This is a genomic window from Burkholderia sp. JP2-270, assembly GCF_003233675.1.
Classification (GTDB): domain Bacteria; phylum Pseudomonadota; class Gammaproteobacteria; order Burkholderiales; family Burkholderiaceae; genus Burkholderia; species Burkholderia pyrrocinia_C.
Genome location: NZ_CP029825.1, coordinates 2,151,620 through 2,167,669, shown reverse-complemented (window position 1 = coordinate 2,167,669; position 16,050 = coordinate 2,151,620). Strand labels below are relative to the sequence as shown.

The window sequence follows — 16,050 nt, the reverse complement described above, 5'->3', positions numbered from 1 at the left end:
TCCGTCTTTTTGTGGAAATGCGAGCCTGCTACCCGCTACGTGGCGGGCACTCGTTCAATGCTTCGTACAACAACGCCTTCATTCCGGCAGATATAACGATTCAGAAATATAATTAGTTTTACTGAGTTATTAATATGGGAAACACCACATTGATTGCCCCCGTCCCGGTCAGAACACTCGAATCAAGCGCCTCGACAGACCACCCATGCGGTAGCATCCACCTCGACAGCCACGGCTTCCAACGCCGCCCCTGAGCACGGTCCGTCGATACAAACGCCGTCATCGAACCGGAACAGCGCACTGTGATGCGCACACATCAACACCTGCGACCGGTAGCAGGAAACATTGCCCGGCACAAAATCGAGCGGTACCGAGAAATGCGGGCATCGATTCACATACGCCCACACCTGCTCGCCGCGCCGCACCACGATGACGGGACGTCCGATGCACGCTTCGCCGACTACCCGCGCGCCGCCATCAGGCACATCGGAAAAGCGGCAGAGTTGCGTTGCGGCCATGATTCACACTCTCTGCTCGGGGTTTCCGAGGCTCCAGTCCCAAGGGCGTACTTCCACACGCGAGAACAACCCCTCCTTCACATACGGATCGTTTCCGACGAATTGCATCACCGCATGGATGTCGTCGGCCTCCACGACGAGCAGCGTTCCGTTCATCGCGCCGCCCTGCGGGTCCAGCGTCGGGCCGCCGAGCCGCACATACACGCCGTGCTGCGCAGCCGAGCGCAGGTAGCTCCGATGACTGGGCCGCACGCGGTCGCGCACCTCGCGCATACCGGGCTGGTCCGTCGCAAACACCGCGAAAAATCGCGCCATTCGATCAGCTCCGATCGAGGACGAAGTCGTACGTCGCTTCGCGGTACGGGCCGTTCAGGCCGAACTGACGGGCGAGCTCGTCATGCGCGGCGCGCGGGCGATACGCGACCATCAGCGACGGCTTCACGCCGAAGACGGCATCCGACTTCAGGTACGGGTCGTCCTCGTCGAAAAGATGCGTGACGAGCGTACGGAAGCCGGGCGCGTCGATCATGAAGTGCAGATGCGCGGGCCGCCACGGATGGCGGCCGGTGGCGTCGAGCATCCTCCCGACCGGGCCGTCGGTCGGAATGGGATAACTGACCGGCAGAATCGTCGTGATCGCGTAACGGCCTTCGGCATCGGTCCGGTAGCGGCCGCGCAGGTTGCCTTGCGGCTGCGCCGTGTCCTGCCCGGAATACATGCCGTTTTCCGCGGTCTGCCACACGTCGAGCACGGCGTCCTTCACAGGAACACCGTCGGTGGTCAGCACGCGGCCGCGCACGACGACCGGTGCGCCCGGCGTGAGCGCCATGTTCTCGCCATACGCACGCTCGGGCATCCCCTTGATGTAGAACGGGCCGAATACCGTCGTCTCCGTTGCGCCGGTTGCGAAGCGATGGTTGATCGCATCGACGAGCATCGAGACGCCGAGCGTGTCCGACAACAGGATGAACTCCTGGCGCACCACGTCGTCGCACATCTGCCCCGTCTCGGTCAGGAAGCGGATCGCCGCCATCCACTCGGCTTCCGTCAGTTCCGTTTCGCGTACGAATCCATGAAGATGCCGCACGAGGCTCTGCATCAGCACGCGCAGGCGCGGGTTCGGCGTGCCGTCGAAGCTGGCGACGACCTGCTCGGTCAATCGCGTGTCGCCGTCGTCGTGATCATTCGTCATGTCTGTCTCCGTTTGCGCGTCGGACCGTTCAATGCGGCGCGCGCCCTTCCCACGCATCCTGAAGCAGTGCGCGAATCGCCGCGCGTTCGATCGGCCGCGGATTCGCATACGGATTCCGGCATGCGAGATCGGCCGCTTCGTCGAGGCCTTCCTGCGGCATCCCGATGTCGGCAAGCGCCGGCGCGATGCCGAGCCGCTCGTTCAGCCTGAACAGCAGCGGGCCGGCGTCAGCCGCATCGCTCCCGCCCAACGCTCGCGCGACGCGGCGCAGCGCACCGGGCGCGGCGGCATGGTTGTAGTGCGCGGTATGCGGCAGCATGGCCGCGTGCGTCTGCGCGTGCGGCAGGTTGAAGGTGCCGCCGAGCGTGTGGCAAAGCTTGTGATGCAGCGCCATGCCGACCGCGCCGAGGCAGGTTCCCGCGAGCCACGCGCCATACAGTGCGCGGCTGCGCATCTCCCGGTCTTCCGGATCACGCACCACGACGGGCAATGCTTCGCCGAGCGCGCGAATCGATTCTTCGGCCATCAGGCTGATCACCGGGTTCGCGTCTTCCGCATAGAGCGCCTCGACCGCATGCGCCATCGCGTTGACACCGGACGCCGCCGAAATGCCCGGCGGCAGCGACAACGTCAACGACGGGTCGTAGAGCACGGTACGCGGCAGCACGCGTGCATCGCGCCCGGTGCGCTTCAGCCGGCCTTCCGTGAGCCCGTAGATCGGCGTCATCTCCGAGCCGGCGTAAGTCGTCGGCACGGCCAGGATCGGCAGCGACGATTCGAGCGCAATGGCCTTGCCCAACCCGATCGTGGAGCCGCCGCCGATCGCGATGCAGCAGTCCGCGCCCAGCTCGGCGGCCATCTCGCGCGCGGCACGCGCGACTTCGACCGGAACGTGCATGACCGCCTGTGCGCATACGCCGGCGGCACGCTCGCCCAGCACCTCCTTCACGCGGTCCGCGAGCGGCCGCTGCTCGGGCGTGGACAGGATAAGCGCGCGCTGCGCGCCGAGCGTCGACAGCTCGTCCGGCAGCCTGGCGAGCGCACCCCATTCGAACACCACGCGGGAAGGCGTGCCTTGATAGACGAAACGTTCCATGAAAACCTCAGCGCTTGAAGTGCGGCGGCACGTTGCCGTCGACATTGACCCAAACCGACCGAGCTTCAGTGTAGTCGTGCATGGCCTCGAAGCCCATCTCGCGGCCGTAGCCCGACTTGCCCACGCCACCGAACGGGCTGCCCGGATTGACGCGCTTGTAGCAGTTGATCCAGCACATGCCCGCGTTGATCTGCGACGCCATCTTGTGGGCGCGCGAGAGGTTTTGGGTCCAGAGGCCGCTGCCCAGTCCGTATTCCGTCGCGTTGGCGATGGCAAGCGCTTCGTCGTCGCTGCCGAAGCGCAGCACCGTGACGAACGGACCGAACACTTCCTCCTGCGCGATGCGGTCGGTCGCGCTCTTCGCTTCGATGACCGTGGGGCGCACATAGTAGCCATCGGCCAGCGCCGGATCTTGCGGCGCGCTGCCGCCGGTGAGCACGCGGCCGCCCTGCTCGCGCGCAACGTCGACGAACGACAGCACGCGCTCGAGGTGCTGCTTCGACGTCAGCGGCCCCATCTCGGTATCGGCGTCGAGCGGGTTGCCGATCCGGATCGACGATGCGAGCGCAACGAACCGCTCGAGGAACGCGTCCGCGATGCGTTCGTGCAGCACGAGACGCGAACCCGCGATACACGCCTGCCCCTGGTTGTGAAAGATCGCCCATGCGGCGCCGTTGATCGCTGCGTCGAGGTCGGCATCGTCGAAGACGATATTGGCGCCCTTGCCGCCCAGCTCCAGTTGAACGCGCTTCAGGTTGCCCTGCGACGCGTCGACGATCCGGCGGCCGGTTGCCGTCGAACCCGTGAACGCGATCTTGCCGACGCCCGGGTGCTCGGCGAGCCGCTGGCCGGCCGTATGCCCGTAGCCGGGAACGATATTGACGACGCCCGCGGGAAACCCGACCTCGGCCATCAGTTCGACGATGCGCAACGTCGACAGCGGCGTGATTTCGGACGGCTTGAGCACCACCGTGTTGCCGGCGGCCAGCGCCGGGCCCATCTTCCAGCTCGTGAACATCAGCGGGAAATTCCACGGCACGATCTGGCCGACGACGCCGATCGGCGCGCGCTGCACATAGTTCAGGAAGCCGGTTTCGACGGGAATCACCGAACCCTGCAGCTTGTCGGCCATGCCGCCGAAGTAGCGGAAGCAGGCGGCCGTGCGCGGCACGTCGAGCGCGCGCGAATCGCGAATCGGGTGGCCGGTGTCGAGCGATTCGAGCTGTGCCAGCTCCTCGGCGTTGGCCTCGATCGCGTCGGCGAGACGCAACAGCAGCCGGCCGCGTTCGGCTGCCGGCATGGCCGACCATTTCGGGAACGCGCGGGTCGCCGCTTCGACGGCCAGATCCACGTCCGCCGCGGTGGCCGCCGCGATCTTCGTGATGACGGAGCCGTCGTGAGGGTTCAGCACGTCGATCGTGTCGCGGTCGACGGCGTCAACGAAGCGCCCGTCGATGAAGAGTTGGGTTTGCATGAATCGTCCTCGGTATATTGCTGAAGCGAAAGCTGAAGCGCTGCTCAGAACGCGATCGGATACGGCGCGAGCTCGCCGCTCTCGTAGCGTTGCGGCAGGTCCGGCGTCGCGTTTTCCCAGACCAGCAGCATCGAACGCTTCGTCGAGTAGCCCTGATGCCGGATGTCGGCGGGCATCGCACAAATGTCGCCGGCGCGCATCGTGACGCGTGCCCGCGGTGCGCCGGTGTTCTTGTCGCCGATGTCCCACACGATTTCGTCGGACAGTTGCAGGAACCATTCGACGCGATCGTTGCCGTGGAAGACCGGCAGGATGAATTCCTCGGTGGTCGGGCAGAACAGGCTGCGCCCGCACACCGACGTGACCGACGGATTCCACGTCACGTCCGAGCGCGACAGGTACTTGAACAGGTTGAACGCGTGCAGCTCGCCTTCGAAGCCCGGCTCGACATGCACTTCCGGCTCGTCCTGCGCGACGTCGAGAAACGCGCGGTTGACCGGCAGTTCGTCGCGCAGCGGCGAATCGCCTTCGAGACCCGGCATGCGGCGCGTCGCGATCCGCGTGCGCTCGATGGCCGAACCGTTGTCACCGTGCTTGCGCCCGAATGCCGTGCCCGTTTCCTCGGGCGCCGCGAACGGATCGAATCCTTCGTTCGTCCAGTCGTGCAGCATCGCCTTGAAGGTCGCCATGATCGTCGGCGTTTCGAAGGTCTCGGTGTAGTCGACCCCGGCATCTTTCAGGATGCCGTTGAAGGTGCCCGCATACATGTCCACCTTGCCGTAGTGATTGCGCGTGCCGAACACGTGATCGAAATTCACCCAGCCGTAGAAGAAGCCCCACGCCACGTCGCGCATCATCGCGCGCAGGAATGCGTCGGCCGGCATCGCATGCGTGCGCGTCTGGCCTTTCGCGGGCCAGCTGATCTTCACGAAATACTCATCGCGCTGGAACGCGAACTCGCCGAGCTGGAAGCAGCGGTAGCCGGTGACGGCATCGGCTTCGGTGGCTCGCACCAGATCGGCTGCAAAGCCCGCGGAAGGGTCGAGAGTCTCGAGGGTGGCCATAACTTGTCTCCTGGGATTGTCGAATATGTGCGGTCGGAACGGTCAGTGCAGGCAGATCTCGGCCCACTTCTCGACGGACAGCTCGCCGATGATGGTCTGTACGAGCGCGACGCCGGGCTTGCCGGCGACGAAGCGATACGCGCAGCCGGCCGGCAGCAGCGCCTGATGCCCCTTGCGCAGGACGACGTACCCCATCTTGCGGCCCGCCGGTTGCGCGCCGGCGCTGACGGTGCCGCGGCCCGAGGTCGGCGGCGTGTCGAGCTTGATGAATTCGATCCGGACTTCGCCGTCCATCTGGATCGTGAATTCGTCATGCGCGCACGCGAACCAGGGCGACTGGCCTTCGGTCCTCAGCACTTCGATCACGTATTCGAGATTCTTGCCGGCGACGACCTTTTCGTAAGGGGCCGACTTCGATGCCACCTCGAAGACGTTCGAGAAGGCATAGTGCTGGGCGCTGCCGCTGGTGATTTCGATCTCGCCCTTCCTGTAGCTGTCGAGCGAGCCAAAGACGGTGTGGAATGCCGTGTCGGTCATTGCTGTCTCCTGAGTTGAACTGCTTGTTGGATTCAACTCTAGGGGCAACGGACAACAGCAACAAGGCAACGGATGGCGATTACGGCATTTGCGTTTCGCGAATAATCGCGCGGGTCACCGCACCCAGCCACGCTCCAGAAGCGGAAGATCCCACGGGGGCTCGTCGCCGATATATTCGGCGAGGAATTCAACCAATGCCTTCACCTTCAACGCCTGTCGCTGCGTTGCTGGATAGACGGCGGCAAAGCTCAGCGGCGCGAGCTGGTAGTCGGTCAGGATCGGCACCAGCCGGCCCGCGACGAGCGCGTCGCTTGCCACGAGCGTCGGCAGGCAAACGACGCCGCCGCCTGTCAGCGCGCACTCGCGCAGCAGGTGAACGGAGTTCGAGCGAATCATGCCCGGCAGCTCCATTTCGACGACCTCGTCGTCGCGCGTCATCGTCCAGCGGTTGCGCGACGGATAACCCGAGTACAGCGCGGTGGTGTGCTGCAGCAAATCGCGCGGATGTTGTGGCGCACCATGCGCTTCGAGGTAAGCGGGCGACGCGCAAAAGAGACGCCTGACCGTGAACAGCCGCCGCTCGATCAGCGATTCGGAAATCGGCGGAAAGATCTGGAACGCGATGTCGAACCCTTCTTCGACAGGGTCGACGACGCGGTCATTGACGATGACGTCGAGCTGGATGCCCGGGTAGCGCCGATTGAATTCGACCAGCGGCGCGCCGAAGTGATCGAGTGCGAAACCGGGCAGCATCTGGATGCGAAGCCGCCCGGTCGGCGTCGCGCGAAGCTCGCGCATCTGGTCCGTCAACTCGTTGACGCGCCCCACCACCTCCGCGCACTCGCGATAGAACGCCTCGCCCACTTCGGACAAGCGCACGTGGCGCGTGCTGCGATGGAACAGCGGCGCATTGACGAACTTCTCCAGTTGCTGGATGCGATTCGTCACGACCGAACTCGTCACACCAAGCTGGCGCGCGGCCTCGGCGAAGCTGCTCGCCTCCGCGACTCTTACGAATGCCTCGATGCTCAGGAACCGGTCCATACCGCGCCCTTTTTTCGACCGCGAAACCGGCAGTCTACCTGCACCGGGCAACGGGCTGTGTCATGCGAAAAGCGTCACTGTGTCGCCGAATCGATGTCAATCGCGGAGCGCGCCGGCTCAGGCATTACCTCGGCTGCTTTCCCGCTGCGAGCTCCGGTTGCACGACCACGCGACGCTGCAGCACGGCAGGCGCGGTTTCCTTCAACAGCATGCTGACCACGATGCCCAGCATGACCGCGCACATCGGCAACCACATAATGTTCTGGATGCCGAAGTGTGCAGCGACGTAGCCGCCCATCGCCGGCGCGATGCCGCCGCCGAAGATCTCGCCGACGCCAACCACCACGCCGATCGACGTCGACACGAGGCCGACGGGCGCAGCCTCGGTGGCGACCGGGCCGGACAGCAGCGACACCAGCCCGAGCGTGAAGAACGACGCGACGAACAGGACCCCGAACAGCACGAACGGCTGCGGGCCGAGGCCGCGGAAGATATAGAGCATCACGGCCGTTCCCGCGAAGCCGACGATACTCGCGAAGCGGCGGCCGACCAGGTCGGAGAGGCCGGGCAAACCGAACTGCCCGAGAAAGCCGCCGAAGCCGATCGCCGACACCACGAGGCCCATCTTCTGCGTGCCGAGCGACAGGTAATCTGTCAAGTACAGCGGCAGCAGCGCGCCGAGCACGAAGACGCCGGTCATCGCGCAGCACAGTGCGGCCATCGCGACGAGGATGTTGCGGCTCTTGAGCACGTGGCCGAGCGAAGCCGGCGCGTGTTCCGACGCGACCTCCTTCACGACCTTCGGCTCACGGATGACGAAGAACATGATCGCGCCGAGGACCAGGCCGGGAATCGCCACCAGCGCAAAGACCCAGCGCCACGACACGAAGCCGAGCAGCTGCGTGGCAATGATCGGCGAAAGCGCCAGGCCGAACAGCGCGAAGCCGCTTTGCTGCAGGCCGAGGTTCAGGCCGCGCCGCCGCGGATGCGATGCGTCGGCCGTCGCCGCGAAACTCGTCGGGCAGAACGAACCCTCCGCGACGCCCATCAGCCCGCGAATCGCCATCAGCCCGAGCAGGCCGCCCGCGAGCCCCGAAAAGCCCGACAGCAGCGAGAACGCGATGATGGCCGGAATGAGCACCTTCCTGCGGCCGACCTTGTCCGAGATGCCGCCCATCAGCGCCGCGAAGACGCCCCACGACAGGCCGAGCACGCCGATGCAGTTGCCGACGTCCTGCGCGGTCAGGTTGAGGTCCTTCATGATCGAAGGGAACAGCGGCGCGATGAGCCAGCGGTCGAGGCCGACCAGCCCGAAGCCGAGCGCCAGCAGCGTCACCGCCTTCCACTCATAGGAGGTATCCCACTCGTTTGCTTTCATTTCTGTCTCCGGGGACGCTGGTTCGCCTGCGCACGCCTCAGCGCCTGCGCATGAGCCAGGTCCGATGTTTTTCGTGTGGTGTGCGACGTGAATCGCGACGAAGTGCCGGCCGCCTTTCCGGTTCGACGCATCGAATCCAGCCAGCCGACGCCACCACGATAGGTGCAAGGCCGCGGATCGGGTATGGAACAACCGGCGAACGCGCCATTCGCGAATTGCAAATAATCGGCAACGTCGCTCGGGAAGCATCTGCGGGAAAGCATCGGGCGAATCGCCGCAGCGCTGGAATGGCGCTGACGCGTGCGACACGGGGGGAATCCCTCATAGACATCGAGGCAGCCGCGAGCGGCCCGGCCCGCGCCACCAAGAAATCAATTCCCCCATTCCACTCCGGAAGAAAACGTCATTCCATATCGAGAGGGTTTCCCAAGCAATTTTGGATTCTTTTTCCCTCCTGTCCCCCGTATCATTTCTCCCATTCCGAAAGAGAACGAGCAAGAGAAGGACATGAGCGATACCACCACGCTGCACTATCTCGACTACGCGGCAACGACGCCCGCGGATCCCCGCGTGATCGAAGCGATGACGGCCTGCCTCGGCTTCGACGGCATCTTCGGCAATCCCGCGTCGAGTTCGCATGCCGCCGGCCGGCTGGCGCGGGAGCAGGTCGAGCGCGCACGCGCGCAAGTCGCCGCGCTGATCGGCGCGGATGCCGACGAGATCGTCTGGACGTCGGGTGCCACCGAATCGAACAACCTCGCACTGAAGGGTTATGCGGAAACCGCGACCGACAAGCGCCGCCTGATCACGAGCCGCCTCGAGCACAAGGCCATTCTCGACACGATGGCGAACCTGTCGAAGCGCGGGATGTCGGTCACCTTCCTGACGCCCACGCGCGACGGCGAAATCACCGCCGACGCGGTCGCCGCGGCGATCGGCCCCGATACCGGCCTCGTGTCGCTGATGCTCGTGAACAACGAGCTCGGCACGCTGACCGACATCGCCGCGATCGCGCGCATCGTGCATGCCGCCGGCGCACTGCTCCACGTCGACGCCGCGCAAGCGCTCGGCAAGACGCCGATCGACGTGCGTGCGCTCGGCATCGACATGATGTCGATGTCCGCGCACAAGGTTTACGGCCCCAAGGGCATCGGCGCGCTGTTCGTGCGCCGCGACATCGCGGACCGGATCGCTCCGCAGATTCACGGCGGCGGACACGAGCGCGGATTGCGTTCGGGCACGCTTGCGACGCATCAGATCGTCGGCATGGGCGTCGCGTGCGAACTGGCCGCTGAAAAACTCGACGGCGAAGCCGCGCGGATCGCGGCGCTCGGCGCACGCCTGACGGACGCGCTGCGCGCGCTCGGCGACGTCACGCAGAACGCCGCTGCCGCACGCCGCATCCCGCACACGCTGAGCCTGACGGTGAATGCGCCCGGCTTTTTCCCGTTCATGCTCGGCGAAGCGCTCGCCGTGTCGTCTACATCCGCATGCAACTCGACCAGCGGCGCACCCTCGCACGTGCTGACCGCGATCGGCCTCGATGCGGAGACGGCCGGCCGCACCGTGCGCGTGAGCTTCGGTCGCTTTACGACGGAGCAGGACGTCGATTTCGCGATCGCCTGTTTCCGGAAAGCGCTCGAGCAATGTCGCGCGACGGCTGCGAACGGGTTTTCCGCTTCGCGGCAGATCACGCCGGCCGACCTGAAAGCGATCCGGAATGCAGGCTTCCGCTCGGTCATCTGCAACCGTCCGGACGGCGAGGGCGACGATCAGCCTGCGTTCGACGAGATCGCTGCGGCAGCCCGCGAACTGGGCCTCGAAGCGCGCTATCTGCCGGTCGAGCGCGATCGCATCGGCGACGCGGAAGTCGATGCGTTCGGTGCGTTGGTCGATTCGCTGCAGAAGCCGGTGCTCGCGTATTGCCGAAGCGGGAGCCGCTCCGGCATGCTGTGGAATCGTTTGTCGAGCCGGCGTACGGCCTGACGCGGAACACGGCCCGAACACGCCGCACCACCCGTCTTCGCACGCAACGGAAGCCGATGCGTTGATACGTCGCCGGGTAGTGGCGCCCGACACCGCGCGCAGCAGCAGCTACCTCGGATACTCCAGTTGCAGCGCGACCCAGCCTGACGTCGCGTCACCGTAGCGTGCCGCGATGTCCGCGAGGGTGCCGGGAAGCACCGCTTCGCCACGCCGATCGTCCGGAATCGTAATGCGCTCTTGCCGGACATTCGCCGGCTGCGTCAGCAACCGCAGCCCGTGCTTCGACTCGATCACGCGCGCATCCGCCGTCACGACAACATCGCTGCGCCATGTCCGCGCCCAGGCGTCGGCGGTCAACGCAACCGAAAGTTCGTCAAACCCGTTCCCGACCGGAAGATCGAACGTTTCATGCCGCCAGAACGCCACGCGGTTCATCAGCGCGGTCGTCACCGCGCGCGCGGTCAACACGAACCGGCTACCGTCGTGAACATCGCTCCATGCTTGCGCGCCGAGGTTCCGCGCAGTCTCGCGCGCCGCTGCCGGCCCGAGCAGCGCACTCACCAACGCAAGCGAAGCGGGAATCGACGCCGACACGCCGGTCGTCGTCATTACGGTGCCGTCCATCACATAACGACGATCGTCGACCCACATCGTATCGGCGAAACGGCGACGCAGGCGGTCGCGTGAATACCAGTGAGACGTCGCGGTGCGATGCCGCAGCAGGCCGGCGTTCGCGAGAGCCTCTGCGCCGTCGCAGATCGCCACCATCGTCGCGCCGGCGGCGGCCTGCTTGCGCAGCCACGCCAGCACCGCCGGCCGGTCGGCACGATGCAGCGCGGGCACGATCACGACATCCGCACCGGAGGGGACGGTGGCGTCGAACCGGTCGAACGTGGTGTCGGCCAGCATGCGCAGCGCGGGCATCAGTTCGACAGCGCCTTCGTCGGCCGACACGGCAACGACATCGGCCGCACCAGACGTCTTCAGAATCGCATAAGGCACGATGAAATCGGTCGTCTCCGTTCCGGCGTTGTCCGCGACGATCGCAACGAGCGGCCGCCTGCGGCCCTCCTTCGGCGCACTCATCGTCAGCGTTTGTACGCCCGGCAGCATGTCCTCCGCCATCGTCTTCATCGGCCGCCCCAATGCCCACGCGCCAAGCATCCCGCACACGAGCAGCACCGCCGTCGGGCGCGCCGCCCAGCTTGTCTTCCGTTCCCGCATCACCCACCCGCGTCAATCGATTGCACGTCCGGGAAATTACAAGGATCATGCTCGCGGTCACAAGGACAACTCCACCGCACTTTCTGCCATGTCCCAATCAACCTGTTCGGCACGCGACATCGTTGTCGTCGGCTTCGAAGGCGTCCAGTCGCTCGATATCACGGGCCCGATGGAAGTGTTCGCGGTCGCGAACCGTTACCTTCCCGGCCACGCGGTGCCGTACCGGCTCACGCTCGCATCGCAAGACGGGGACGACATCGTCACGCACGCGGGCCTGCGCCTCGCCGGTCCGACCGCACTTGCGGCACTGCCCGGGCGTATCGACACGATCATCGTCGCCGGCGGCAACGAAGCGGCGCTGCGACGCGCTGCATCGGATGCCGGCGTGCTGCCGTGGCTGCGCACGCGGATCGCGGACACGCGGCGCATCGCGAGCATCTGCACGGGCGCGTTCGTGCTCGCCGCGGGCGGATGGCTGGACGGCAAACGTGCGACCACGCACTGGAACCAATGTTCGGCGCTACAGGCACTGTGTCCCGAAGCGCGGGTCGAGCCGGACGCGATCTACGTGAGCGACCCGCCGTTCCATACCTCGGCCGGCGTGACGGCCGGCATCGACCTGTGTCTTGCACTCGTCGAGGCGGACTGCGGTGCGCCGACCGCGCTCGCGGTCGCACGCGAACTCGTGCTGTTCATGCACCGTCCCGGCGGACAAGCGCAGTTCAGCGTCGGGCTCGACATCCAGGCAAGCGCGACGCCGCGCATGCGCTCGCTGCTCGCCGACATCGCCGACGATCCGACCGGCGATCTTGGCGTAACCGCGCTGGCCGCCCGCGTGCACATGAGCGAACGGACGTTTGCGCGCAATTTCTTCAAGGAGACCGGACTCTCGCCCGCGCAATACGTGCTGGCAGCGCGGGTCGAGCGCGCGAAGGCGTTGCTGGAGCGAGCCGACTGGCCACTCGAACGGATAGCGGAACGTTCGGGATTCGGCAGCGTGGACGCGTTGCAGCGGGCATTCGCGAAGCGGGTCGGTACATCGCCGCGCGACTATCGTGCGCGCTTCGGGCAGCGACGCGACACGCGGCAGGCAGAATAAGTCGTCACCGGTTTCGGCATCCGTAGCAATCGAGCCACGATGCCCGGCGTTCCGACGACACCGGCCGTGATTCCGGCCGGTGTACAGATTGACGCCACTCCAGGAGGTCGCTTTTAAGCGACTGCCGCGTTTCGGCGAATATGGGTCATCCCCGATTCATCCGGCATTCAGGACAATAAAACTGGCAGGCACGCCCTCAAACAGTGCAGGCATCCGGATTTTCACTACGTTGCCGAAATCCGATATTGCCGGGAGATTTGGTTTCATACCGTTCACGCATCGGACCGGAAAGCGATTGCCGTTCAGCCGCGGCATCGCGTGCCGCCGACGAATTCCAGGAGCGGGCCGTCGCACATGGCCCGGGCGGCGATGATAGTCCTGCCACGCAGGACATTCGTGACGGAGCGAACATGGATGCAAAACTCGCGCCTGATTCAGGCACCGACAGTGACGTAAGCCTCCTGCACAAGATGGGCTACGCGCAGGAACTGTCGAGACGTATGAGCGGCTTCTCGAACTTCGCCGTGTCGTTTTCGGTGATCTGCATCCTGTCGGGCGGCATTACCGCGTTTCAGCTCGCGTTTTCCGCCACCGGCGGCGCATCGATCGGCCTGGGCTGGCCGTTGGGTTCGCTCTTCGCGCTGATCGTTGCCGTGTCGATGTCGCAGATTGCATCCGCGTTTCCAACAGCGGGCGGCCTCTATCACTGGGGCGCGATCCTCGGCGGGAAGAAATGGGGGTGGATGACGGCGTGGCTCAACCTGATCGGCCTCGTCTTCGTGATCGCCGCGATCAATTTCGGCACCTACGATCCGTTCTTCAAGACGCTGATCGCGCCGATGTTCGGCGTCAGTCCGGACAGCCTGACCTGGTGGCATCAAACGGCGTTCATCGCATTCGTCACGATTTCGCAAGCCATCCTGAACGCACGCGGCATCAGGATCGCAAGCAGGATCACCGACCTGTCGGGCTATCTGATTTTCGTGGTGACGATTGCGCTGGTCGTTTCGCTGCTCTACTACACGCCTGTCGCGTTCGATGCGCAACGGCTGGTCACCTTCACGAATTTCACCGGTGTCGACGGCGGGGCGTGGCCGAAGCAGGCCACGCCGCTCGCGTTCCTGTCCGGCCTGCTGCTGGTGACCTACACCATCACCGGATTCGACGCTTCCGCGCATACGTCGGAAGAGACGCACGATGCGGCCAGAAACGTGCCGCGCGGCATCATCGGGTCGGTGTTCTGGTCGGCGATCTTCGGCTACGTGATGGTGTGCGCGTTCGTGCTGGTGATGCCCGACCTGACCGCCAGCATGAAACAGGGCACCGGCTTTTTCGAAGCGATACTCGCGCCGATTCCGAAGACCTTGCGCGTCTGCCTCGAACTCGCGATGTTCTTCATCAACTACGTATGCGGGCTCGCCGCGATCATGTCGACGTCGCGGATGGTGTATGCGTTCGCACGCGACGGCGGGCTGCCGGCGTCGACGCTGCTGCGCAGCGTGAATCACACGCACCGGACACCCGGGCCCGCGATCTGGACGTGCGCGGTGCTCGCGATCGTCGTCACGTTGTACGGCGACGCGTTCTCGGTGCTGAGTGCAGGAAGCGCCGTATTCCTGTTCATCTCGTATGCGATGCCGATCGGCTCGGGAATGCTGGCAGAAGGCCGCACGTGGACCGAGAAGGGCCCGTTTCAACTGGGCATCTGGTCCAAACCGTGTGCGTTGCTCGCGCTGGTCGGCGCCTGCGTGCTCGCATATGTCGGCATCCAGCCGCCGAATGAAAAGGTGCTCTACGTGCTGGTCGGCTTCGTGGCGGTGCTCATGGTGATCTGGTACGGCTTCGGGGTGCGCAACACCTTCGCGGGGCCGCCGGTGCTGAAGGACACGCGAAGCCTCGAGCGCATCCGCGAACTCGAGGCGAACGTCGATCCGTCGGTCTGAAGCGCCTTTGAAACAGGCTGAAGCCGCCGACTCGCAGGTGTCACGCCGCGAGTCGATTTTCTTTTTTCGACGTCGATATGGAATGACGAGGTCCGGCCGCGTTGCGGTGGTCGAACCTCGCGAACGTCAGCCGTAGACGGGGAATCGACGCGTCAGCTCCGCGACTTGCGCACGCACGCGCTCGATCGTCGCCGCATCTTCCGGGTTCTCCAGCACGTCGGCGATCAGGTTGCCCACCTGCTCCGCTTCCGCCGGCCCGAAACCGCGCGTCGTCATCGCCGGCGAACCCAGGCGCACGCCGCTCGTCACGAACGGCTTTTCCGGATCGTTCGGGATCGCGTTCTTGTTCACCGTGATGTGCGCCGCACCCAGCGCCGCTTCCGCCGCCTTGCCCGTGATGTTCTTCGCGCGCAGGTCGACCAGCATCACGTGGCTTTCCGTACGGCCCGACACGATCCGCAGCCCGCGCTTCACCAGCGTTTCAGCCAGCACGCGCGCGTTCTCGACCACCTTTTCCTGGTACGCCTTGAACTCCGGCGACAGCGCTTCCTTGAACGCCACCGCCTTCGCCGCGATCACGTGCATCAGCGGGCCGCCCTGGATCCCCGGGAAGATCGCCGAGTTGATCGGCTTCTCGTACTCGGACTTCATCAGGATCACGCCGCCGCGCGGGCCGCGCAGGCTCTTGTGCGTCGTCGTCGTCACGAAATCCGCGTGCGGCACCGGGTTCGGGTACACGCCGGCCGCGATCAGGCCCGCGTAGTGCGCCATGTCGACCATCAGGTACGCGCCGACCGACTTCGCGATCTTCGCCAGACGTTCGAAATCGATCTTCAGCGAGAACGCCGACGCGCCCGCGACGATCAGCTTCGGCTTGTGTTCCTGCGCAAGCTTCTCGGCCGCTTCGTAGTCGATGTCTTCGTTCTCGTTCAGGCCGTAGCTCACGACGTTGAACCACTTGCCCGACATGTTCACCGGCGAGCCGTGCGTCAGGTGGCCGCCGTGCGCCAGGCTCATGCCCATGATCGTATCGCCCGGCTTGAGCATCGCGAAGAACACCCCCTGGTTCGCCTGCGAACCCGAGTTCGGCTGCACGTTCGCGGCTTCCGCGCCGAACAGCTGCTTCACGCGGTCGATCGCCAGCTGCTCGACCACGTCCACGTACTCGCAGCCGCCGTAGTAGCGCTTGCCCGGATAACCTTCCGCGTACTTGTTCGTGAGCTGCGAGCCCTGCGCGGCCATCACGGCCGGGCTCGTGTAGTTTTCCGACGCGATCAGCTCGATGTGATCTTCCTGCCGGCGGTTTTCATGCTCGATCGCTGCAAAGACTTCGGGATCGACGTTCGCGACGGTGCCGGTACTGCGATTGAACATGATGATTGACCAAAAGAAAGTGATTGACTGACTGATCGCGAGATGCCGGCCGAACGGCAATTCAGCCTTCGCATTCCATCAGACGCGCCACCGTTCAGATAGAAGGATTGCGACAATCCGC

14 protein-coding genes are annotated in these 16,050 nt (G+C 65.1%); 3 read left to right on the top strand and 11 right to left on the bottom strand.

Annotated elements, in window-relative coordinates; translation table 11 throughout:
• Positions 1-182: 182 nt before the first annotated feature.
• The 9 genes from DM992_RS27855 to DM992_RS27815 all read right to left on the bottom strand — a co-directional run bounded on the left by DM992_RS27855 (position 183) and on the right by DM992_RS27815 (position 8,303).
• The gene (locus DM992_RS27855) at positions 183-518 is read right to left on the bottom strand and encodes a Rieske 2Fe-2S domain-containing protein (protein ID WP_111019502.1); all 336 of its coding nucleotides are present in this window, start codon (positions 516-518) and stop codon (positions 183-185) included.
• Between the two features lie 3 nt (positions 519-521).
• Positions 522-833, bottom strand: a complete 312-nt coding sequence (locus DM992_RS27850) for a YciI family protein (protein WP_111019501.1) — start codon at positions 831-833, stop codon at positions 522-524.
• A gap of 4 nt (positions 834-837) precedes the next feature.
• Positions 838-1,710 carry an intradiol ring-cleavage dioxygenase gene (locus DM992_RS27845; protein WP_111020429.1) on the bottom strand — a complete coding sequence of 291 codons (873 nt, stop codon included), beginning with the start codon at positions 1,708-1,710 and terminating at the stop codon, positions 838-840.
• Between the two features lie 28 nt (positions 1,711-1,738).
• Positions 1,739-2,806: a maleylacetate reductase gene (locus tag DM992_RS27840; protein ID WP_111019500.1), complete on the bottom strand. Its 1,068-nt coding sequence runs from the start codon at positions 2,804-2,806 to the stop codon at positions 1,739-1,741.
• A 7-nt stretch (positions 2,807-2,813) separates the two neighbouring features.
• Positions 2,814-4,280 (bottom strand): aldehyde dehydrogenase family protein, encoded by a 1,467-nt coding sequence (locus DM992_RS27835; RefSeq protein WP_111019499.1) that lies wholly within the window; start codon positions 4,278-4,280, stop codon positions 2,814-2,816.
• Positions 4,281-4,324: 44 nt separating this feature from the next.
• Complete coding sequence (locus tag DM992_RS27830) at positions 4,325-5,344, bottom strand: hydroxyquinol 1,2-dioxygenase (protein ID WP_072438378.1); 1,020 nt, start codon at positions 5,342-5,344, stop codon at positions 4,325-4,327.
• Between the two features lie 42 nt (positions 5,345-5,386).
• A complete protein-coding gene (locus tag DM992_RS27825) occupies positions 5,387-5,881 on the bottom strand; it encodes a hydroxyquinol 1,2-dioxygenase (protein ID WP_111019498.1) in 495 nt (164 codons plus the stop codon).
• A 114-nt stretch (positions 5,882-5,995) separates the two neighbouring features.
• The gene (locus DM992_RS27820) at positions 5,996-6,925 is read right to left on the bottom strand and encodes a LysR family transcriptional regulator (protein ID WP_072438373.1); all 930 of its coding nucleotides are present in this window, start codon (positions 6,923-6,925) and stop codon (positions 5,996-5,998) included.
• A 124-nt stretch (positions 6,926-7,049) separates the two neighbouring features.
• Complete coding sequence (locus DM992_RS27815) at positions 7,050-8,303, bottom strand: MFS transporter (protein ID WP_111019497.1); 1,254 nt, start codon at positions 8,301-8,303, stop codon at positions 7,050-7,052.
• 507 nt (positions 8,304-8,810) lie between these two features.
• On the opposite strand from DM992_RS27815, the gene DM992_RS27810 reads away from it, so the two are divergent.
• Entirely contained in the window at positions 8,811-10,289 is a 1,479-nt protein-coding gene (locus tag DM992_RS27810; RefSeq protein WP_111019496.1) for an aminotransferase class V-fold PLP-dependent enzyme, read from the top strand.
• A 108-nt stretch (positions 10,290-10,397) separates the two neighbouring features.
• Here the strand turns inward: DM992_RS27810 and DM992_RS27805 are convergent, their stop codons facing one another.
• Positions 10,398-11,513 carry a DJ-1/PfpI family protein gene (locus DM992_RS27805; protein WP_111019495.1) on the bottom strand — a complete coding sequence of 372 codons (1,116 nt, stop codon included), beginning with the start codon at positions 11,511-11,513 and terminating at the stop codon, positions 10,398-10,400.
• Between the two features lie 88 nt (positions 11,514-11,601).
• Here DM992_RS27805 and DM992_RS27800 point away from each other — a divergent pair, with 88 nt between their 5' ends.
• On the top strand, positions 11,602-12,612 hold the full coding sequence (locus DM992_RS27800) for a helix-turn-helix domain-containing protein (RefSeq protein WP_111019494.1): 1,011 nt from the start codon (positions 11,602-11,604) through the stop codon (positions 12,610-12,612).
• A 410-nt stretch (positions 12,613-13,022) separates the two neighbouring features.
• On the top strand, positions 13,023-14,555 hold the full coding sequence (locus DM992_RS27795; RefSeq protein ID WP_111019493.1) for an amino acid permease: 1,533 nt from the start codon (positions 13,023-13,025) through the stop codon (positions 14,553-14,555).
• A gap of 126 nt (positions 14,556-14,681) precedes the next feature.
• Here DM992_RS27795 and glyA read toward each other — a convergent pair whose 3' ends face one another.
• On the bottom strand, positions 14,682-15,929 hold the full coding sequence (gene glyA / locus DM992_RS27790) for a serine hydroxymethyltransferase (RefSeq protein WP_111019492.1): 1,248 nt from the start codon (positions 15,927-15,929) through the stop codon (positions 14,682-14,684).
• Positions 15,930-16,050 lie beyond the last annotated feature (121 nt).

Coding starts and splice junctions, on each gene's coding strand:
- DM992_RS27855 (WP_111019502.1), bottom strand. CDS start 518: ATGGCCGCAACGCAACTCTGCCGCTTTTCCGATGTGCCTGATGGCGGC.
- DM992_RS27850 (WP_111019501.1), bottom strand. CDS start 833: ATGGCGCGATTTTTCGCGGTGTTTGCGACGGACCAGCCCGGTATGCGC.
- DM992_RS27845 (WP_111020429.1), bottom strand. CDS start 1,710: ATGACGAATGATCACGACGACGGCGACACGCGATTGACCGAGCAGGTC.
- DM992_RS27840 (WP_111019500.1), bottom strand. CDS start 2,806: ATGGAACGTTTCGTCTATCAAGGCACGCCTTCCCGCGTGGTGTTCGAA.
- DM992_RS27835 (WP_111019499.1), bottom strand. CDS start 4,280: ATGCAAACCCAACTCTTCATCGACGGGCGCTTCGTTGACGCCGTCGAC.
- DM992_RS27830 (WP_072438378.1), bottom strand. CDS start 5,344: ATGGCCACCCTCGAGACTCTCGACCCTTCCGCGGGCTTTGCAGCCGAT.
- DM992_RS27825 (WP_111019498.1), bottom strand. CDS start 5,881: ATGACCGACACGGCATTCCACACCGTCTTTGGCTCGCTCGACAGCTAC.
- DM992_RS27820 (WP_072438373.1), bottom strand. CDS start 6,925: ATGGACCGGTTCCTGAGCATCGAGGCATTCGTAAGAGTCGCGGAGGCG.
- DM992_RS27815 (WP_111019497.1), bottom strand. CDS start 8,303: ATGAAAGCAAACGAGTGGGATACCTCCTATGAGTGGAAGGCGGTGACG.
- DM992_RS27810 (WP_111019496.1), top strand. CDS start 8,811: ATGAGCGATACCACCACGCTGCACTATCTCGACTACGCGGCAACGACG.
- DM992_RS27805 (WP_111019495.1), bottom strand. CDS start 11,513: ATGCGGGAACGGAAGACAAGCTGGGCGGCGCGCCCGACGGCGGTGCTG.
- DM992_RS27800 (WP_111019494.1), top strand. CDS start 11,602: ATGTCCCAATCAACCTGTTCGGCACGCGACATCGTTGTCGTCGGCTTC.
- DM992_RS27795 (WP_111019493.1), top strand. CDS start 13,023: ATGGATGCAAAACTCGCGCCTGATTCAGGCACCGACAGTGACGTAAGC.
- glyA (WP_111019492.1), bottom strand. CDS start 15,929: ATGTTCAATCGCAGTACCGGCACCGTCGCGAACGTCGATCCCGAAGTC.